This is a genomic window from Streptomyces sp. NPDC015346 (assembly GCF_043078785.1).
In the GTDB taxonomy this organism is placed as follows: domain Bacteria; phylum Actinomycetota; class Actinomycetes; order Streptomycetales; family Streptomycetaceae; genus Streptomyces.
This window is the reverse complement of sequence record NZ_JBIBTW010000001.1, coordinates 1,224,672-1,239,662: the sequence shown is the minus strand read 5'-3', so window position 1 is coordinate 1,239,662 and position 14,991 is coordinate 1,224,672. Positions and strand designations below refer to the sequence as shown.

15 protein-coding genes are annotated in these 14,991 nt (G+C 72.0%); 8 read left to right on the top strand and 7 right to left on the bottom strand.

All coding sequences use genetic code 11. The features are described 5' to 3' along the window. The first annotated feature begins 25 nt into the window (after positions 1 to 25). From ACF06X_RS05620 to thpD, 5 genes are all read left to right on the top strand, one after another. Complete coding sequence (locus tag ACF06X_RS05620) at positions 26 to 1,129, top strand: pyridoxal-phosphate-dependent aminotransferase family protein (protein ID WP_392285987.1); 1,104 nt, start codon at positions 26 to 28, stop codon at positions 1,127 to 1,129. Positions 1,130 to 1,488: 359 nt separating this feature from the next. Continuing rightward, positions 1,489 to 2,025, top strand: a complete 537-nt coding sequence (gene ectA / locus ACF06X_RS05615) for a diaminobutyrate acetyltransferase (protein ID WP_392285848.1) — start codon at positions 1,489 to 1,491, stop codon at positions 2,023 to 2,025. Then, positions 2,022 to 3,290, top strand: a complete 1,269-nt coding sequence (ectB, locus tag ACF06X_RS05610; protein WP_392285847.1) for a diaminobutyrate--2-oxoglutarate transaminase — start codon at positions 2,022 to 2,024, stop codon at positions 3,288 to 3,290. Before ectA ends, ectB begins: the two co-directional genes overlap by 4 nt. A gap of 31 nt (positions 3,291 to 3,321) precedes the next feature. Beyond that, positions 3,322 to 3,720: an ectoine synthase gene (locus ACF06X_RS05605; RefSeq protein WP_158986104.1), complete on the top strand. Its 399-nt coding sequence runs from the start codon at positions 3,322 to 3,324 to the stop codon at positions 3,718 to 3,720. 2 nt (positions 3,721 to 3,722) lie between these two features. Next, positions 3,723 to 4,613: an ectoine hydroxylase gene (gene thpD / locus ACF06X_RS05600; RefSeq protein ID WP_392285846.1), complete on the top strand. Its 891-nt coding sequence runs from the start codon at positions 3,723 to 3,725 to the stop codon at positions 4,611 to 4,613. Between the two features lie 130 nt (positions 4,614 to 4,743). Here the strand turns inward: thpD and ACF06X_RS05595 are convergent, their stop codons facing one another. Further along, the gene (locus ACF06X_RS05595) at positions 4,744 to 5,811 is read right to left on the bottom strand and encodes an alkene reductase (protein WP_392285845.1); all 1,068 of its coding nucleotides are present in this window, start codon (positions 5,809 to 5,811) and stop codon (positions 4,744 to 4,746) included. 132 nt (positions 5,812 to 5,943) lie between these two features. Between ACF06X_RS05595 and ACF06X_RS05590 the strand changes: the two genes are divergently transcribed. Next, positions 5,944 to 6,453 carry a MarR family winged helix-turn-helix transcriptional regulator gene (locus ACF06X_RS05590; RefSeq protein WP_392285844.1) on the top strand — a complete coding sequence of 170 codons (510 nt, stop codon included), beginning with the start codon at positions 5,944 to 5,946 and terminating at the stop codon, positions 6,451 to 6,453. 146 nt (positions 6,454 to 6,599) lie between these two features. Here the strand turns inward: ACF06X_RS05590 and ACF06X_RS05585 are convergent, their stop codons facing one another. The 4 genes from ACF06X_RS05585 to ACF06X_RS05570 form a co-directional block, all read right to left on the bottom strand. Then, positions 6,600 to 7,646: an aminotransferase class V-fold PLP-dependent enzyme gene (locus tag ACF06X_RS05585; protein WP_392285986.1), complete on the bottom strand. Its 1,047-nt coding sequence runs from the start codon at positions 7,644 to 7,646 to the stop codon at positions 6,600 to 6,602. A gap of 85 nt (positions 7,647 to 7,731) precedes the next feature. Next, complete coding sequence (locus ACF06X_RS05580) at positions 7,732 to 8,433, bottom strand: DsbA family oxidoreductase (protein WP_392285843.1); 702 nt, start codon at positions 8,431 to 8,433, stop codon at positions 7,732 to 7,734. 61 nt (positions 8,434 to 8,494) lie between these two features. Further along, entirely contained in the window at positions 8,495 to 8,971 is a 477-nt protein-coding gene (locus ACF06X_RS05575) for a GNAT family N-acetyltransferase (protein WP_392285842.1), read from the bottom strand. Beyond that, positions 8,968 to 9,927, bottom strand: coding sequence for an AraC family transcriptional regulator (locus ACF06X_RS05570; RefSeq protein WP_392285841.1), 960 nt, complete (start codon positions 9,925 to 9,927; stop codon positions 8,968 to 8,970). The genes ACF06X_RS05575 and ACF06X_RS05570 overlap by 4 nt, the downstream gene beginning before the upstream one ends. A gap of 108 nt (positions 9,928 to 10,035) precedes the next feature. Between ACF06X_RS05570 and ACF06X_RS05565 the strand changes: the two genes are divergently transcribed. Further along, on the top strand, positions 10,036 to 11,052 hold the full coding sequence (locus ACF06X_RS05565) for a zinc-dependent alcohol dehydrogenase family protein (protein ID WP_392285840.1): 1,017 nt from the start codon (positions 10,036 to 10,038) through the stop codon (positions 11,050 to 11,052). A gap of 9 nt (positions 11,053 to 11,061) precedes the next feature. Here ACF06X_RS05565 and ACF06X_RS05560 read toward each other — a convergent pair whose 3' ends face one another. Next, positions 11,062 to 11,718, bottom strand: coding sequence for a maleylpyruvate isomerase family mycothiol-dependent enzyme (locus ACF06X_RS05560; protein WP_392285839.1), 657 nt, complete (start codon positions 11,716 to 11,718; stop codon positions 11,062 to 11,064). A gap of 170 nt (positions 11,719 to 11,888) precedes the next feature. On the opposite strand from ACF06X_RS05560, the gene ACF06X_RS05555 reads away from it, so the two are divergent. Beyond that, on the top strand, positions 11,889 to 13,373 hold the full coding sequence (locus ACF06X_RS05555; protein WP_392285838.1) for an NF041680 family putative transposase: 1,485 nt from the start codon (positions 11,889 to 11,891) through the stop codon (positions 13,371 to 13,373). Positions 13,374 to 13,379: 6 nt separating this feature from the next. Here ACF06X_RS05555 and ACF06X_RS05550 read toward each other — a convergent pair whose 3' ends face one another. Next, positions 13,380 to 14,882: an aldehyde dehydrogenase (NADP(+)) gene (locus ACF06X_RS05550; protein ID WP_392285837.1), complete on the bottom strand. Its 1,503-nt coding sequence runs from the start codon at positions 14,880 to 14,882 to the stop codon at positions 13,380 to 13,382. Positions 14,883 to 14,991: the final 109 nt, after the last annotated feature.

Here is a 14,991-nt window from a genome sequence, read left to right as displayed (position 1 = left end):
ATCCGAAGAAGGCACCGCCGTGACCGTGACACACCCGCTCCTGGACCTGGCCCCGCTGACCGCCGCGCACTTCGCGTCCATCGAGCGGCGGGTCGCCGCGCTCCTCTCCACGGAGCAGGACGTGGTGATCACGCAGGGCGAGGCGCTGCTGCCCCTGGAGGGCTGCATCCGCAGCGGAGCCCGGCCCGGCTCCACCGCGCTGAACATCGTCACCGGTCCGTACGGCCAGACCTTCGGCGACTGGTTGCGGGACTGCGGGGCCACGGTCGTGGACCTGGAGGTGCCGTTCCACACGGCCGTGACAGCCGCCCAGGTGGAGCAGGCGCTGGCCGCGCACCCGGAGATCGACTTCGTGTCGCTGGTCCACGCGGAGGCGGCGACCGGCAACACCAACCCGGTCGCCGAGATCGGCGAGGTCGTGCGGGCGCACGGCGCGCTGTTCTACCTCGACGCGGTGGCGTCGATCGGCGCCGAGCCGGTCCTGCCGGACGCGTGGGGCGTGGACATGTGCATCATCGGTGCGCAGAAGGCGATGGGCGGGCCGGCCGGTGTCTCGGCGGTATCCGTCAGCGAGCGCGCCTGGGAGCGTTTCGCCGCCAACCCGGGGGCGCCGCGCCGCTCGTACCTCTCCCTCCTCGACTGGCGGGAGCGCTGGATCGACGGCGGGCGCAGGGCGCTGCCGCACGCGCCGGCGCAGCTGGAGATGCTGGCGCTCGAGGCGTGCGTGGAGCGCATCGAGGCCGAGGGGCTCGACGCCCTGATGGCCCGTCACGCGTCGGCGGCCGCCGCGACCCGGGCTGGTGCGCTGGCACTGGGCGGCGGCCTCGCACCGTACGTCCACGAGGCGAAGGACGCCGCTCCGGTGGCGACGACGCTGCGTTCCCCGGCGGGTGTGGACGCTTCGGAGCTGGTCGCCAGGGCGCTGGCGGCGGACCCGTCGCTACCGCTGATCGCGGGCGGCGGGGCGCTGGCGAAGGAGATGATCCGGGTCAACCACTACGGCGCGGACGCGACCCCTGGCGTGGTGCGGTCCTCACTGGCGGCGCTGGGCGCGGCGCTCGCCGAGACGGGCCGTCCGGTGGACCTGGAGGCGGCCGGCCGCGCCGTGACGGAGGCCTGGGACCGCTAGCCCCCACGCCCTCCGCACCCTCCGCACTCTCCACAGGGCGGATCCGCGAGAATGCCGCGACCACCGGTCGCGGCATTCTCCTTTTCCCGCAGAAATACGGTCACGCATTCTCCAAGCAAATTCCCTTACAGCTCCCTGGCTTCTTCTGCCCCGTTTTCCGGACCCTAAACGCCAAGGTTTCGTCAGCGTTTCCCGCCTCTTTCGGAACCTGTGATCGACTCCACAGCGCGTCCATTTTGCCCGGGTAAATACGGGCAAACCGGCCGCTTCTCGCGCTCGCGCGAATAACACACGCCGCGCCGTCGTCCCACCCCTCCGGCACATGCAATTCGAGAATTCGGTCGGTAAATTGCCTCGGCATGACCGCCGCACAAGCAGCCATGACCGTCGAAAGCCCGAGCGTGGAGGACGGAGCCGCGCTCTGGCGTATCGCCCGCGATTCCGAGTCGCTCGATCTGAACTCTCCGTACAGCTATCTGCTGTGGTGCCGGGACTTCGCCGCCACCTCGCTCGTCGCGCGCGACGGCGACGGTGAGCCGATCGCCTTCGTCACCGGCTATCTGCGGCCCGACCGGCCCGGCACCCTCGTCGTCTGGCAGATCGCCGTCGACCGGGCGCACCGCGGCCGCGGTCTGGCCGGCGTGCTCCTCGACGCGCTGAGCGCGCGGGTCTCCCCCGCCGCCGTCGAGGCCACGGTCACCCCGGACAACACGGCCTCCGACCGGCTCTTCACCGCCTACGCCGAACGGCACGGGCTGCGGCTGGAGCGCGAGGTCCTCTTCGACGGGGCCCTGTTCCCAGAGACGTCCGACCCCGTCGGCGGCCATCTGCCCGAAGTCCTCTACCGCATCAGCCCCCGCCCCCACCACAACCAGTCCACGGGAGAATCGCTGTGACCATCGCCCCGCCTGCCCTCAGTGTCTTCGAGACCCTGGAGTCGGAGGTGCGCAGCTACTGCCGTGGCTGGCCCACCGTCTTCGACCGCGCCCAGGGCGCCCGCCTCACCGACGAGGACGGCCATTCCTATCTCGACTTCTTCGCCGGTGCCGGTTCACTGAACTACGGCCACAACAATCCCGTACTGAAACGGGCGCTCATCGACTATCTGGAGCGCGACGGGATCACCCACGGTCTCGACATGGCGACCACCGCCAAGCGTTCCTTCCTGGAGACCTTCCAGGAGGTGATCCTCGAGCCGCGTTCGCTGCCGTACAAGGTGATGTTCCCGGGGCCGACGGGCACCAATGCCGTCGAGTCCGCGCTGAAACTGGCCCGGAAGGTGAAGGGCCGCGAGTCGGTGGTCTCCTTCACCAACGCGTTCCACGGCATGTCGCTGGGCTCGCTCGCCGTCACCGGCAACGCCTTCAAGCGGGCCGGCGCCGGTATCCCGCTGGTCCACGGCACGCCGATGCCGTTCGACCACTACCTCGACGGCCAGGTTCCGGACTTCCTCTGGTTCGAGCGGCTGCTCGAGGACCAGGGTTCGGGCCTGAACAAGCCGGCCGCCGTGATCGTGGAGACCGTGCAGGGCGAGGGCGGCATCAACGTGGCCCGGGCCGAGTGGCTGCGGTCGCTCGCCGACCTGTGCCGGCGCCAGGACATGCTGCTGATCGTCGACGACATCCAGATGGGCTGCGGACGCACGGGCGCCTTCTTCTCCTTCGAGGAGGCCGGCATCACCCCGGACATCGTCACGCTGTCGAAGTCGATCAGCGGCTACGGGCTCCCGATGTCGCTCTGCCTCTTCCGGCCCGAGCTGGACGTGTGGGAGCCGGGCGAGCACAACGGCACCTTCCGCGGCAACAACCCGGCCTTCGTCACGGCGGCGGCCGCGCTCGACACGTACTGGGCCGACGGCCAGATGGAGAAGCAGACCCTCGCCCGCGGCGAGCAGGTCGAGCGGGCGCTCCTCGCCCTCTGCGAGGAGAACTCCGCCGACGGCGCCCACTACCGCGGCCGCGGCCTGGTCTGGGGCCTGGAGTTCGCCGACGCGACCCGGGCGTCGAAGGTCTGCGCCCGCGCCTTCGAACTGGGCCTCCTGCTGGAGACCTCGGGCCCGGCGAGCCAGGTCGTGAAACTCCTGCCGCCGCTGACCGTGACGCCGGAGGAGCTGGACGAGGGGCTGAGCGTGCTGTCCCGCGCGGTCCGCGAGACCGTCTGAAACACCCGTAGCAGAAGAGGAGTCGTACGACGTGATCGTCCGATCGTTGAAGGACATCGAGAACACCGAACGCCATGTGCGGGCCAAGTCCGGCACCTGGGAGAGCAAGCGGATCGTCCTCGCCAAGGAGCGCGTCGGCTTCTCGCTCCACGAGACGGTGCTGTACGCGGGCACCGAGACGTCCATGTGGTACGCGAACCACATCGAGGCCGTCCTGTGCGTCGAGGGCGAGGCCGAGCTGACGGACGACGAGACGGGCGAGACGCACTGGATCGAGCCGGGCACGATGTACCTGCTCGACGGTCATGAGCGGCACACCCTGCGCCCCAAGACCGACTTCCGCTGCGTCTGCGTCTTCAACCCCCCGGTCACCGGCCGGGAGGACCACGACGAGAACGGGGTGTATCCCCTGCTGACGGAGGAGGGCTGATCATGACCGACGTACTGAACGCGCCGACCACCGACCGCACGGACCTGTACCCGACCCGGGGCACGGACGAGGTGCTCACGCCCCGCCGCGACCCGGTCGTCTGGGGCCCCGGAGGCCCGCACCTGGACGCGTACGAGCGCGACGGCTTCCTCGCCGAACCCGGGCTGCTGACGGACGACGAGGTCGCGGTCTACAAGCGCGAACTCGACCGGCTGATCGCCGATCCGGCGGTGCGGCAGGACGAGCGCGCGATCGTCGAGCGGGCGACGGGGTCCGTCCGCTCGGTCTTCGAGGTGCACCGGATCAGCGAGGTCTTCGCCCGGCTCGTCCGCGACGAGCGGGTGGTGGGACGGGCCCGCGAGATCCTCGGCTCGGACGTGTACGTCCACCAGTCGCGTATCAACGTGAAGCCGGGCTTCGGCGCGTCCGGGTTCTACTGGCACTCGGACTTCGAGACCTGGCACGCGGAGGACGGGCTGCCGCGGATGCGGACGGTGTCGGTGTCGATCGCGCTGACCGAGAATTACGACACGAACGGCGGCCTGATGATCATGCCGGGTTCGCACCGGACGTTCCTGGGCTGCGCGGGCGCGACGCCGAAGGACAACTACAAGCGCTCGCTCCAGATGCAGGACGCCGGCACCCCGTCCGACGAGGCGCTGACGAGCCTCGCGGACGCCCACGGGATCCGGCTGTTCACGGGCCGGGCCGGCTCGGCGACCTGGTTCGACTGCAACGCCATGCACGGCTCGGGCGACAACATCACGCCGTACCCGCGCAGCAACGTCTTCATCGTCTTCAACAGCGTGGAGAACGCCGCGGTGGAGCCGTTCGCGGCGCCGGTGCGGCGGCCGGAGTTCATCGGAGCGAGGGACTTCACGCCGGTGCGGTGATGCGGTGATGCGGTGACGGACGGCGATCAGGGCCCGGCTGGTCCGCTGACGGCGATCAGGGCCCGGCTGGTCCGCTGACGGCGATCGGGGCCCGGCCGGACCGGCCGGGCCCCCGCGCGTGCGGGCGGTTTCAGAGCGCCGGGTAGTCCGTATAGCCGCGGTGGTCTCCCCCGTAGAAGGACGTGTGGTCCGGGGTGTTGTACGGGCCGTCGTTCCGCAGCCGGGCGGGCAGGTCGGGGTTGGCGATGAACAGCCGGCCGTACGCGACCATGTCGGCGGTCCCGTCCTCGACGAGGGCCAGCGACGCGGCGGACGTCGGCCCGTCGGTCGCGGGGTTGAGGACGAAGGTGCCGGAGAAGCGCTTGCGGAGCGCCAGGGTCAGTTCCCGTACGCCCGGCGCGGCCTCCGTGACGTGCAGATAGGCGATGCCGAGCGGATCGATGGCGTCGACGAGCGCGGTGTACGTCTCCTCCGTCTCGGTCTCGGCGATGTCGTTGTAGGTGTTGGCCGGCGAGATCCGCAGGCCGGTGCGCTCGGGGCCGATCTCGGCGGCGACGGCCTTGACGACCTCGACGGCGAACCTGATCCGGTTCTCGACCGGACCGCCCCACTCGTCGGTGCGGTGGTTGGAGCCGGAGGCGAGGAACTGGTGGACGAGGTAGCCGTTGGCGCCGTGGATCTCGACGCCGTCGAAGCCCGCCTCCACCGCGTTCCGGGCGGCGGCCGCGAACTCGGCGACGGTGGCGCGGACCTCCTCCGTGGTCAGTTCGCGCGGGGTGACGAAGTCCTTGGGGCCCTCGAAGGTGAAGACCTGACCGGCGGCGGCGACGGCCGAAGGGCCGACCGGATGGAGGTCGCCGTCGAGGAGGTCGGGGTGGCCGATCCGGCCGGTGTGCATGAGCTGGACGAAGATCGTGCCGCCGCGGGCGTGGACGGCGTCGGTGACCTCACGCCAGCCGGCGACCTGCTCGGCGCTGTGCAGTCCCGGCGTGTTCGGGTAGCCCTGGCCGACGGCGGCCGGCTGGGTGCCCTCGGTGATGATCAGGCCGGCGGTCGCGCGCTGGGCGTAGTACTCGGCGACGAGGGCGGTCGGGGCCCGGTCCTCGCCGTGGGCGCGGCTCCGGGTCATCGGGGCCATGGCGATGCGGTTGGAGAGTCGGGCGCCGGCGAGGTCGATCGGGTCGAACGCGGTGGTCATGACAGCCTCCGGAGCATTTATGTGGTCGGCCAAGTATGTGGCCCGTCGCCACTGTAACCCATTAGTTGGCCGACCAAGGTAATCTGGAGGCAGAACGTCTGGAGAGCGACAACCCGCACCGAGGAGTCAGCGATGCCCGAGAGCCCGTCCGCCCACCCGCCGGAGGGCGCGTGCGGCGACCTGCTGCCGTCCGCGGCGCGGGGCGGTCCGCTGAGCCACGCCCTCTCCCGCGTGGCCCGGCTGCACCGGATCGCCGCGGGGCGGCTGCTCAAGGAGGTCGGGCTCTACCCGGGGCAGGAGTTCCTGATGATGTGCCTCTGGGACCGCGGCCCGGTCCGCCAGTCGGAGCTGATCAAGGCGATGGGCGTCGACCCCTCGACGGTCACGAAGATGCTCCAGCGGCTGGAGCAGAGCGGTTACGTCCGGCGCACCCCGGACCCCGCCGACCGGCGCGCGGTCCTGGTGGAGCCGACGGACGGCGGCGGGGCGCTGCGGGCCGGGGTGGCCGATGTCTGGACCGGCCTTGAGGAGCACACGCTGGCCGGCCTCGGCCCGGCCGAGCGCGCGGAACTGGCGCGCCTGCTGGCCAGGGTCGAGGAGAACCTCTGCGCAGCGGCGGACGACTGCCCGACCGTCGACTGACGGGGGCGCGGCGCCCCGACCCGCCGACGAGGCTGCCCGTCGACTCCGGGCCGGGAGGGCCGGGCCGGTGGCCCGATCGGCAGGCGAGCGGTCACTGGCCGGGAGCGGTCACTGGCCGGGCCGGGGGCCCGATCGGCGGGGAGCCGTCACCCGGCCAGGACGTCCAGGGCGCGGTCCACGTCCGCCGCCCCGTTGTAGAGGTGGAAGGACGCCCGCAGATTGCCCGCCCGGGCGGACACCAGCACACCGGCCTCCCGCAGGGCGGTCTGCCGGTCGCCGAGCCCCGGCACCGCGACGACGCCGGAGACGTCCTGCACCGGCGCGTGCCCCAGCTCCACGATCCCGGCCCGGAAACGGGCGGCGAGCGCCTTGTTGTGCGCCTCGATCCGCTCGATGCCGATCTCCTCCAGAAGGGCCAGCGAGCGGGCGGCCCCGTGGTACGAGAGGAAGGCGGGCGGCTCGTCGAACCGCCGCGCGGAGCGGGCCAGTTCGCGCACCGGGCCGTAGCTGTTGACCCACAGGTCCTCCCCTGTCACCCACCCGGCGTGGATCGGGACGAGCGAGTCCTGCGCCTCCTCGGTGACGGTGAGGAAGGACGAACCGCGCGGGCAGAGCAGGAACTTGTAGCCCCCGGCCACCGTGTAGTCCCACTCCCCGGCCCGCAGCGGCAGCCAGCCGGCCGACTGCGTGGCGTCGAGGAGCGTCCGGGCACCGTGCGCGGCGGCCGCCGCCCGTACCGCCGCGAAGTCGGCCGTCCGGCCGTCCGCGGACTGCACGGAGGAGAAGGCGACGAGGGCGGTCTCGGGGCCGATGGACTCCGCGAGGCGTTCCAGCGGCACGAAGCGCGTCTTGAGGTCGCCGCGGACCGTGAACGGGGTGATGACCGAGCTGAAGTCCCCCTCGGGGAAGAGGATCTCGGAGCCCGTGGGCATCGACTGCGCGATCATCCCGACATGGACGGAGACCGAGCTGCCGACCGCGACCCGGTCGGGGCCGACACCGACGAGCCGGGCATAGGTGGCACGCGCCTCGGCGACGGTCTCGAAGCTGCCGGCCCCCTCCGCCCGCCCGTCCGCGGTCTCCTCGGCGAGGAGGGTGACCGCCTCGACGGTGCGACGGGGCAGCAGCGCACAGGCGGAGGTGTTGAGATACGTGTACTTCGGCGCGAACTCGGCACCACCGAGCGGGTCCATGACATCCATGGCCCCAGCCTGTGCTCCCCCCGACGTGCCGTCAATGAGGAACGATCACGGGGGCCCGAGCGGCTGACCGTGACGCTCAGACCTCGCAGGTGCCGTCGACGTCGCAGGCGGGAGCGTCGTCCGTGTCGGCCGGCTGCGGGGTCCGGCCCTGCCAGGCCTGCTCCAGGGCCCGGGTGAAGACCTCGGCGGGCTGGCCGCCGGAGATGCCGTAGCGGCGGTCGAGCACGAAGAACGGCACCCCGTTCGCGCCGAGTTCGGCGGCCTCGCGTTCGTCCGCCCGTACCGCGTCGGCGTAGGCGGTCTCGTCGGCGAGGACGGAGCGGACCTCGGGCTCGTCCAGACCGGCCTCGACACCCAGCCGCACCAGGGTATCGGCGTCGAAGACGGACCGCTGCTCGGCGAAGTTGGCGCGGTAGGCGAGGTCGAGCAGCTCGTTCTGCCGGCCGCGGTCCTTGGCCAGGTGGAGGAGGCGGTGGAGGTCGAAGGTGCTGCCGTGGTCACGGCCCTCGGTGCGGTACCCGAGACCCTCGGAGTGCGCGGTGGCGGCGACGTGGGCCTCCATGGCGCGGGCCTCGTCCAGCGTGCGGCCGTACTTCCGGGCCAGCATGTCGATCACCGGCGCCGTGTCGCCCTTCGGCCGGTTCGGGTCGAGCTCGAAGGAGCGGTGCACCACCTCGACGTCGTCGCGGTGGGCGAAGGCCGCCAGCCCCTTCTCGAAGCGGGCCTTGCCGATGTAGCACCACGGGCAGGCGATGTCGCTCCATATCTCGACGCGCATGTTCTCGGCTTCTCTCCGGGGTCGGGGGTGTTCGCGGGGAAAACGCCGCCGGACGGCCGGTTCATTCCGTCGTGGGATCCACTGTGAGGCGGAGCACGAGGTGGGTGCCGGAGCGTGGGGTGGCGGTGTCCGGGGTCCAGCCGTGGGTGGTGTAGAAGGCCTGGGCGCGCTCGTTCCGGGCGAAGACCTCGAGGCGGGCGGTGGTGACGCCCTCGGCGCGCCAGGCGGCCACGCAGGCGGCGTGCAGTTCGGCGCCGACGCCCCGGCGCCACCGGTCGGGGCGGACATGGAGCTGGGTGAGCGTCATGACGCCGTCGACCCGTCCGTACGCGGCGATGCCGGCGATCTCGCCGTCCCGTTCGGCGCAGAGGACCTGGCCGCGGGCGACCGCCCCGCTCCAGGCGGCCCGGGTGCGGGCGAGCTCGCGGGGGCCGGCGAACTCCTCCTCGGGGACGTGGCCCCGGTAGTACGTGGCCCGCGCCGCCAGGTGCACGGCGGCGATCGTGTCGAGGTCGTCGGCGTTCGCGTGTCTGATCACTCCGTCGATGACGCCGCCGGCCGGCTCGCGGTTGCGGGCGGCGCCGCCTGGCGGCGGTACTGCCCCGGGGCCATTCCGTACTCCCGTTTGAAAGCCTTGGCGAAGGCGAACTCCGAGGTGTACCCGGTCCGTCCCGCGACCGTCCGCAGCGGGGTGTCGTCCGTGCGCAGGAGCCGCCCGGCCGTCGTCATCCGCCACCACGTCAGGTAGGCGAGCGGTGGTCGGCCCACCAGCGCCGTGAACCGGCGGGCGAAGGCGGCGCGCGAGAGGCCCGCCTCGGCGCCGAGTTCCTCGACCGTCCAGGCCCGGGCGGGCTCGCCGTGGATGGCCCTCAGGGCGGCGGCGACCGCCGGATCGCCGAGCGCGCCGGACCAGCCCGTGGCGCGGTCCGGGCGCTCCGTCAGCCACCAGGTCCGCAGCAGGTAGAGCAGCAGTGTGTCGAGGAGGGCGGGGACGACGGCGTCGGAGCCGGGCTGCGGCTCGGCGAGTTCGGCGCCGAGCAGGTCGATCGCGGCGCGCAGCCGCGGGTGGGCGCCGACCCGGGCCGGGATGTGGACGAAGGGCGGCAGCTCGGTGAGGAGCGGATGGGCCCGCGCCCGGCTGAGCTGGTACGCGCCGCACAGCAGCAGGGTCTCGTCGGCGCCGACGGGTCCGCGGTCGGGCATCGAGGGCCAGGAGCCGTCGGGCGCCTGGACGGCGTCGACGAGCGGGGTCGAGGGATGGTCGGCGAGGCCGTGGCCGGTCCCGTGGGCGAGCAGCACGACGTCTCCGGGGCCGAGCCGGACGGGCGGGGCGTCGTCCGGGGGCAGGAGCCAGGCCGCGCCCTGGAGGAGGACGTGGAATCCGGCGCCCTTGCTCGCGGGGAACCGGAAGCCCCAGGGCGCGAACCTGACCGTACGGGAGGAGTGGGGCCGTCCGGTGCGCATGGCGGCGATGGCATCGCTCAGTACGTCCATGCCGGCACCGTACCCCTGTCGATCGGCGTCGCGGGGGAGACGATCGGACATGGAGGGGAGGTTCCGGGACATGGATCGTCCACTCTCCGCCCGCCTACGGTCGGTCTCATGACAACGGACACGGACACGGACACGGACATGACGACGAGGGCGGTTCTGTTCCACGAGCTCGGCGGCCCGGAGGTGCTCCGGGTCGAGGAGGTGCCGCTGCCCGCCCCGGGCCCCGGCGAGGTGCTGGTGCGGGTCGAGGCCGTCGGGCTCAACCGGGCCGAGGCGCTCTTCCGCGCCGGCACCTACTACTACCCGGCGACGCTCCCCGGCTCCCGGCTCGGCTACGAGGCGGCCGGGGTCGTCGAGGCGGTCGGCGAGGGCGTCGAGGCGTACGCCCCCGGCGATCCGGTGATGGCGGCCGCCAACTTCGACTTCGGCGTCCACGGGGTGTACGCGGAGCGGGTCGTGCTGCGCGAGGAGTACGTGGTGCGCCGGCCGGAGGGTGTGGACGCCGTGACGGCGGCGGCGGTGTGGCTGGCGTACTCCACCGCGTTCGGCGCCATGGTGGAGGCGGGCGGGCTGCGCCCCGGCGACCCCGTGGTGATCACGGGCGCGTCCAGCGGGGTGGGTACGGCCGCGATCCAGACCGCGCTGCGGGTCGGCGCGGTGCCGATCGCCACGACGCGGGGCGAGGACAAGCGCGGGCGGCTGCTCGACCTGGGCGCGGCGCGGGTGATCGTGACGGAGAGCGAGGACGTGGTGAAGGAGGTGCGGCGGTTCACCGGCGGCCGGGGCGCGCGGGTCGTCTTCGACGCCGTCGGCGGGCCCGGCTTCGCCACGCTCGGCGACGCCCTGGAACCCGGCGGCACGGCGGTGCTGTACGGCTGGCTCGATCCGCGACCGGCCGCCGTGCCGATGAACTGGCCGCTGACCGTGCGGGGTTACGCGAACGGCGCGGTGGTCCGCACGGCGGAGGGACGGGCCCGGATGGCCGGGTTCATCGGCTCGGGGCTGCGCGACGGCTCGCTGGCGCCGGTGATCGCCGAGACCTTCGAGGGTCTGGAGCGGATCACCGACGCCCACCGGCTGATGGAGTCCCATACCCACACCGGGAAGATCGTGCTCACCGTCTGAGCTTGTTCTTTAACCTGAGCGCAGTCGGGCGCGCAGGACTGCCGCACCGTCCCCCTCAAGGTCCTCGCAGGCCGCTGCGCGGCCTGCCATCCCCATCACCAGCGAGAGGGTCGGCCCCCGGAGCAGATCCCCCGAGCCGGTGGCGAACGGTCCGTCTGTGGCCTCGACCCGCAAGCCCGCGATTGCAGTGTTGCTCGCGACGGTGAAATCGCGGCTGGCGAAGAACCGGGCCACGGCGGTCGTCGTGGTCACCGGGGGTGTCCGCACAAGACCCAATGGCCGGCGGATGTCCTCGCTGTGGACGACTATTTCGCCCAGCCATGCCGCAGTATGTCCTGTCGGCCCGGCGGGCCCGGCGACAACTTGTCGAAATCGCCGCAAGGTCTCTTCAGGTGTAGCACCACGGTGCTTTGCGAGTCGTCGGTCGTTGTGCAGATCGGGGTCGAACCGCGCCGCCAGCATGCTCAGCAGCCAGCGCCACATTCTCGTGCTGGCACCTGCCGTCAGATGGGCTACGACCTCCTCCACGGTCCAGCGTTCACACAGTGATGCTTTCGCCCACTGGGCCTCGCTGAGCTCGGCGAGGTCTTGAGCGAGCGCCAACCGCTCGACGTGGATCGCCCGTTCCAGAGCTTTCCGAGTTTCCGTGACGTGTGGTTCAGCCATCGGGCAGCCTCCAGAGATCGGGTGTCCTTCTTCAGACTCCTATCGCCGCCCAAACTCATCGACTGCACCCGCGTAGTGGGGCCTGTTCGACCTTCCAGTGTCGAAACGGTCCTCGAACTAAGCCGCTCACCTGGGCATTCTCCTGCCTCTGAGGCGACCTTCGTTTGATCATGTACTCCGATCAAGGTGCGCTGAACGAGACGAAGGTCGTGAGGGTGGGTCGGCTGCCTGAAGCCGCGGTAGGAGAAGCGTCACGCTTCCGGGACGAGTTCTACGCGCGTCTCACCGGACGTGGTGATGAGCTGTTCGAGCTGGCGGACGCGGTGCTGTGTGCGCCCGGCGCGGTGCACTCGGCAGTCGAGCTGACCCTCCTGCCCGAACACCGCCGTGGACACGGTGCGATGTACGACGGCCTCAACCAGGGGCGGATTGACACCGACCGGCTGCGGTGGCCGCTGGCCAGCCTGTCGCTGCCCCGCTTCCCGGACGGGCGCCTGGTCCTGGCCGTCGACGTGTCACCGTGGCTGCGGTCGGACGCGCCGTGCTCGCCGAACCGCCTGTTCTGTCACGTCTACGGGCGGGCGAAGACGGCCTCGCAGTTCATCCCCGGCTGGCCGTACTCGTTCGTCGCCGTGCTGGAGATGGGGGCCACCTCGTGGACGCAGATCCTGGACGCGGTCCGTCCGGGACCGGCCGATGACGCCACCGCGGTTACCGCTGCCCAGCTCCGCGGGGTTATCGAACGGCTCGTCGCGGCGGGGCAGTGGGCGCCGGGTGAACCGGACATCGTCATCGTGTCGGACGCCGGCTACGACGTGACCCGTCTGGCCTGGGTGTTACGGGATCTGCCCGTTGAGCTGGTCGGCCGTGTTCGCGGTGACCGTGTGATGCGGCTGCCGAAGCCACCGCGCGTCTACGACCCGAAGGGCGGTCGGCCGCCGAAGCATGGTCCGGAGTTCCGCTTCACCAAGCCCGAGACCTGGCCCGAGCCCGCCGTCACCACCCGCACCGCCACCGCGAACTACGGCAAGGCGACCGCGCAGGCGTGGGACCGGGTCCACCCGCGTCTGACCCATCGGGCCGCCTGGCTCGACCACGAAGGGGAACTCCCGCTGGTCGAGGGCACGCTGATCCGGCTGGAGGTTGAGCACCTGTCGAAGGACCGGGCGGCCCCGGCGGTGTGGTTGTGGTCCTCGAAGACCGGCACCGACGACGCGGACGTCAATCGGGCCTGGCAGGCATTCCTGCGACGCTTCGACCTGGAACACACGTTCCGCCTGTTCAAGCAGACGCTGGGCTGGACGCGGTCCCGGTTGCGAGAACCCGAGGCGGCCGACCGGTGGACGTGGCTGATCATCGCCGCCTACACCCAGCTCAGACTCGCCCGCCCGATCACTCTCGAACTGCGACACCCGTGGGAGAAGCCGACCGCACCACACCGGCTTACTCCCGCGCGGGTCCGGCGCACGTTTCGGAACCTCCGCCAGCACATGCCCTGCCCCGCCAGAGCACCAAAACCGCACCGGCCCGGCCCCGGACGGCCACCCGGCACCCCGAACAAGCACCGGGCACCCCGCTATGACGTGGGCAAAACCGTCCGCCGCGAGAAGACCGTTACCGCCCTACAGCGGTCGAAAGGTCAAAAAACAAGCTGAGAGCGGTCAGCTCTCGCGGCGGGGCAGACCGAGCGGGTTGTCGTCCCGCAGCTCCGGCGGGAGCAGGTGCTGCGGCGTCGACTGGTACGTGACCGGGCGCAGCCAGCGCTCGATCGCGGTGGCGCCGACCGAGGTGGAGGTGGAGGTGGTGGCGGGGTACGGCCCGCCGTGGTGCTGGGCGCCCGCCACCGCCACGCCCGTCGGCCAGCCGTTCACGAGCACGCGTCCGGCGAGCGGGGTGAGTTCGGCGAGGAGGCCGGCGGCGTCCGGGTCGTCGTCGGCCGCGATGTGCAGGGTGGCCGTGAGGTTGCCGGGAAGCCGGGAGAGGATCTCGCTGATCTCCTCGCGGGAGGCGTAGCGGGCGACGACCGTGACCGGGCCGAAGCACTCCTCCAGGAGCAGCTCGTGCTCGCCGTCGAGCAGGGTCTCGGCGTCGACGGTGAGCACGCCCGCACTGACGGTGTGGTCGCCTCCCGGGCCGGGGGTGACCGGCGCGGTCACACCGGGGAGGCCGGCCCGCTCGCGGACGCCGCCGACGAAGGCGTCCCGCATCCGGTGGTCCAGCATGACGCCCGGCTCGGTCTCGCTGACGGCCGCCGTCAGGGACGCCACGATCCCGTCGCCCGCCTCGCCCCGGGGGGCCAGGACGAAGCCGGGCTTGGTGCAGAACTGTCCCGCGCCCAGGGTCATCGAGCCGGCGAGCCCGGTCCCGAGCTCCGCGGCCCGCTCCTCCGCCGCCGCGCCGGTGATCACGACCGGGTTGAGGGAGCCGAGTTCGCCGTGGAAGGGGATGGGGACGGGCCGGGCCGCCGCCGCGTCGAAGAGCGCGCGCCCGCCCCGTACCGAACCGGTGAAGCCGGCCGCGGCGACCAGCGGGTGGCGGACGAGCTCGACGCCCGCCTCGAAGCCGTGGACGAGGACGACCACGTCCTCGGGCAGCCCGACCTTCACGGCGGCCCGGCGCAGCAGGGAGGCGCAGAGCTCCGAGGTGGCGGGGTGGTCGGGGTGGGCCTTGATCACGACGGGGCAGCCGGCCGCGAGGGCGCTCGCGGTGTCGCCGCCGGGGACGGAGAAGGCGAGCGGGAAGTTGCTGGCCGCGTAGACGGCGACGACGCCGAGCGGGATCTTCCAGCGGCGCAGGTCCGGCGTCGGGGGCGTCGTCGTGGGGTCGGGCAGGTCTATCCGTACGTCGAGGAAGGCGCCCTCGTCGACGACGTCGGCGAAGGAGCGCAACTGGGCGGTCGTCCGGGCGAGTTCGCCGGTCAGCCGGACCGGGCCGAGGGCCGTCTCGGCGTCGGCCGCCTCGATGACGTGCGCGCCGGCCTCGTCGAGGAGATCGGCGGCGGTACGGAGGAGGGCGGCCCGCGCCGTACGGTCGGCGAGCGCGTCGCGGGCGGCGGACGCCGCACGGACGGCCCGGTCGACCTCGCCGGCTGTGGCCTCCACCGCAACCTGCTCGCGCGGCTTCCCTGTCCGGGGGTCCACACTCCACACTGATTCAGCCGCCACCGCCACGCCCCTCTTCACGCTCTGTTCGCTATTCTGAACAGGGTTCCTGTAGATGAACAGGACTCTATTGACGGGTGTGCCCTCTCCACAAGAGGCACCAACAAGAGGG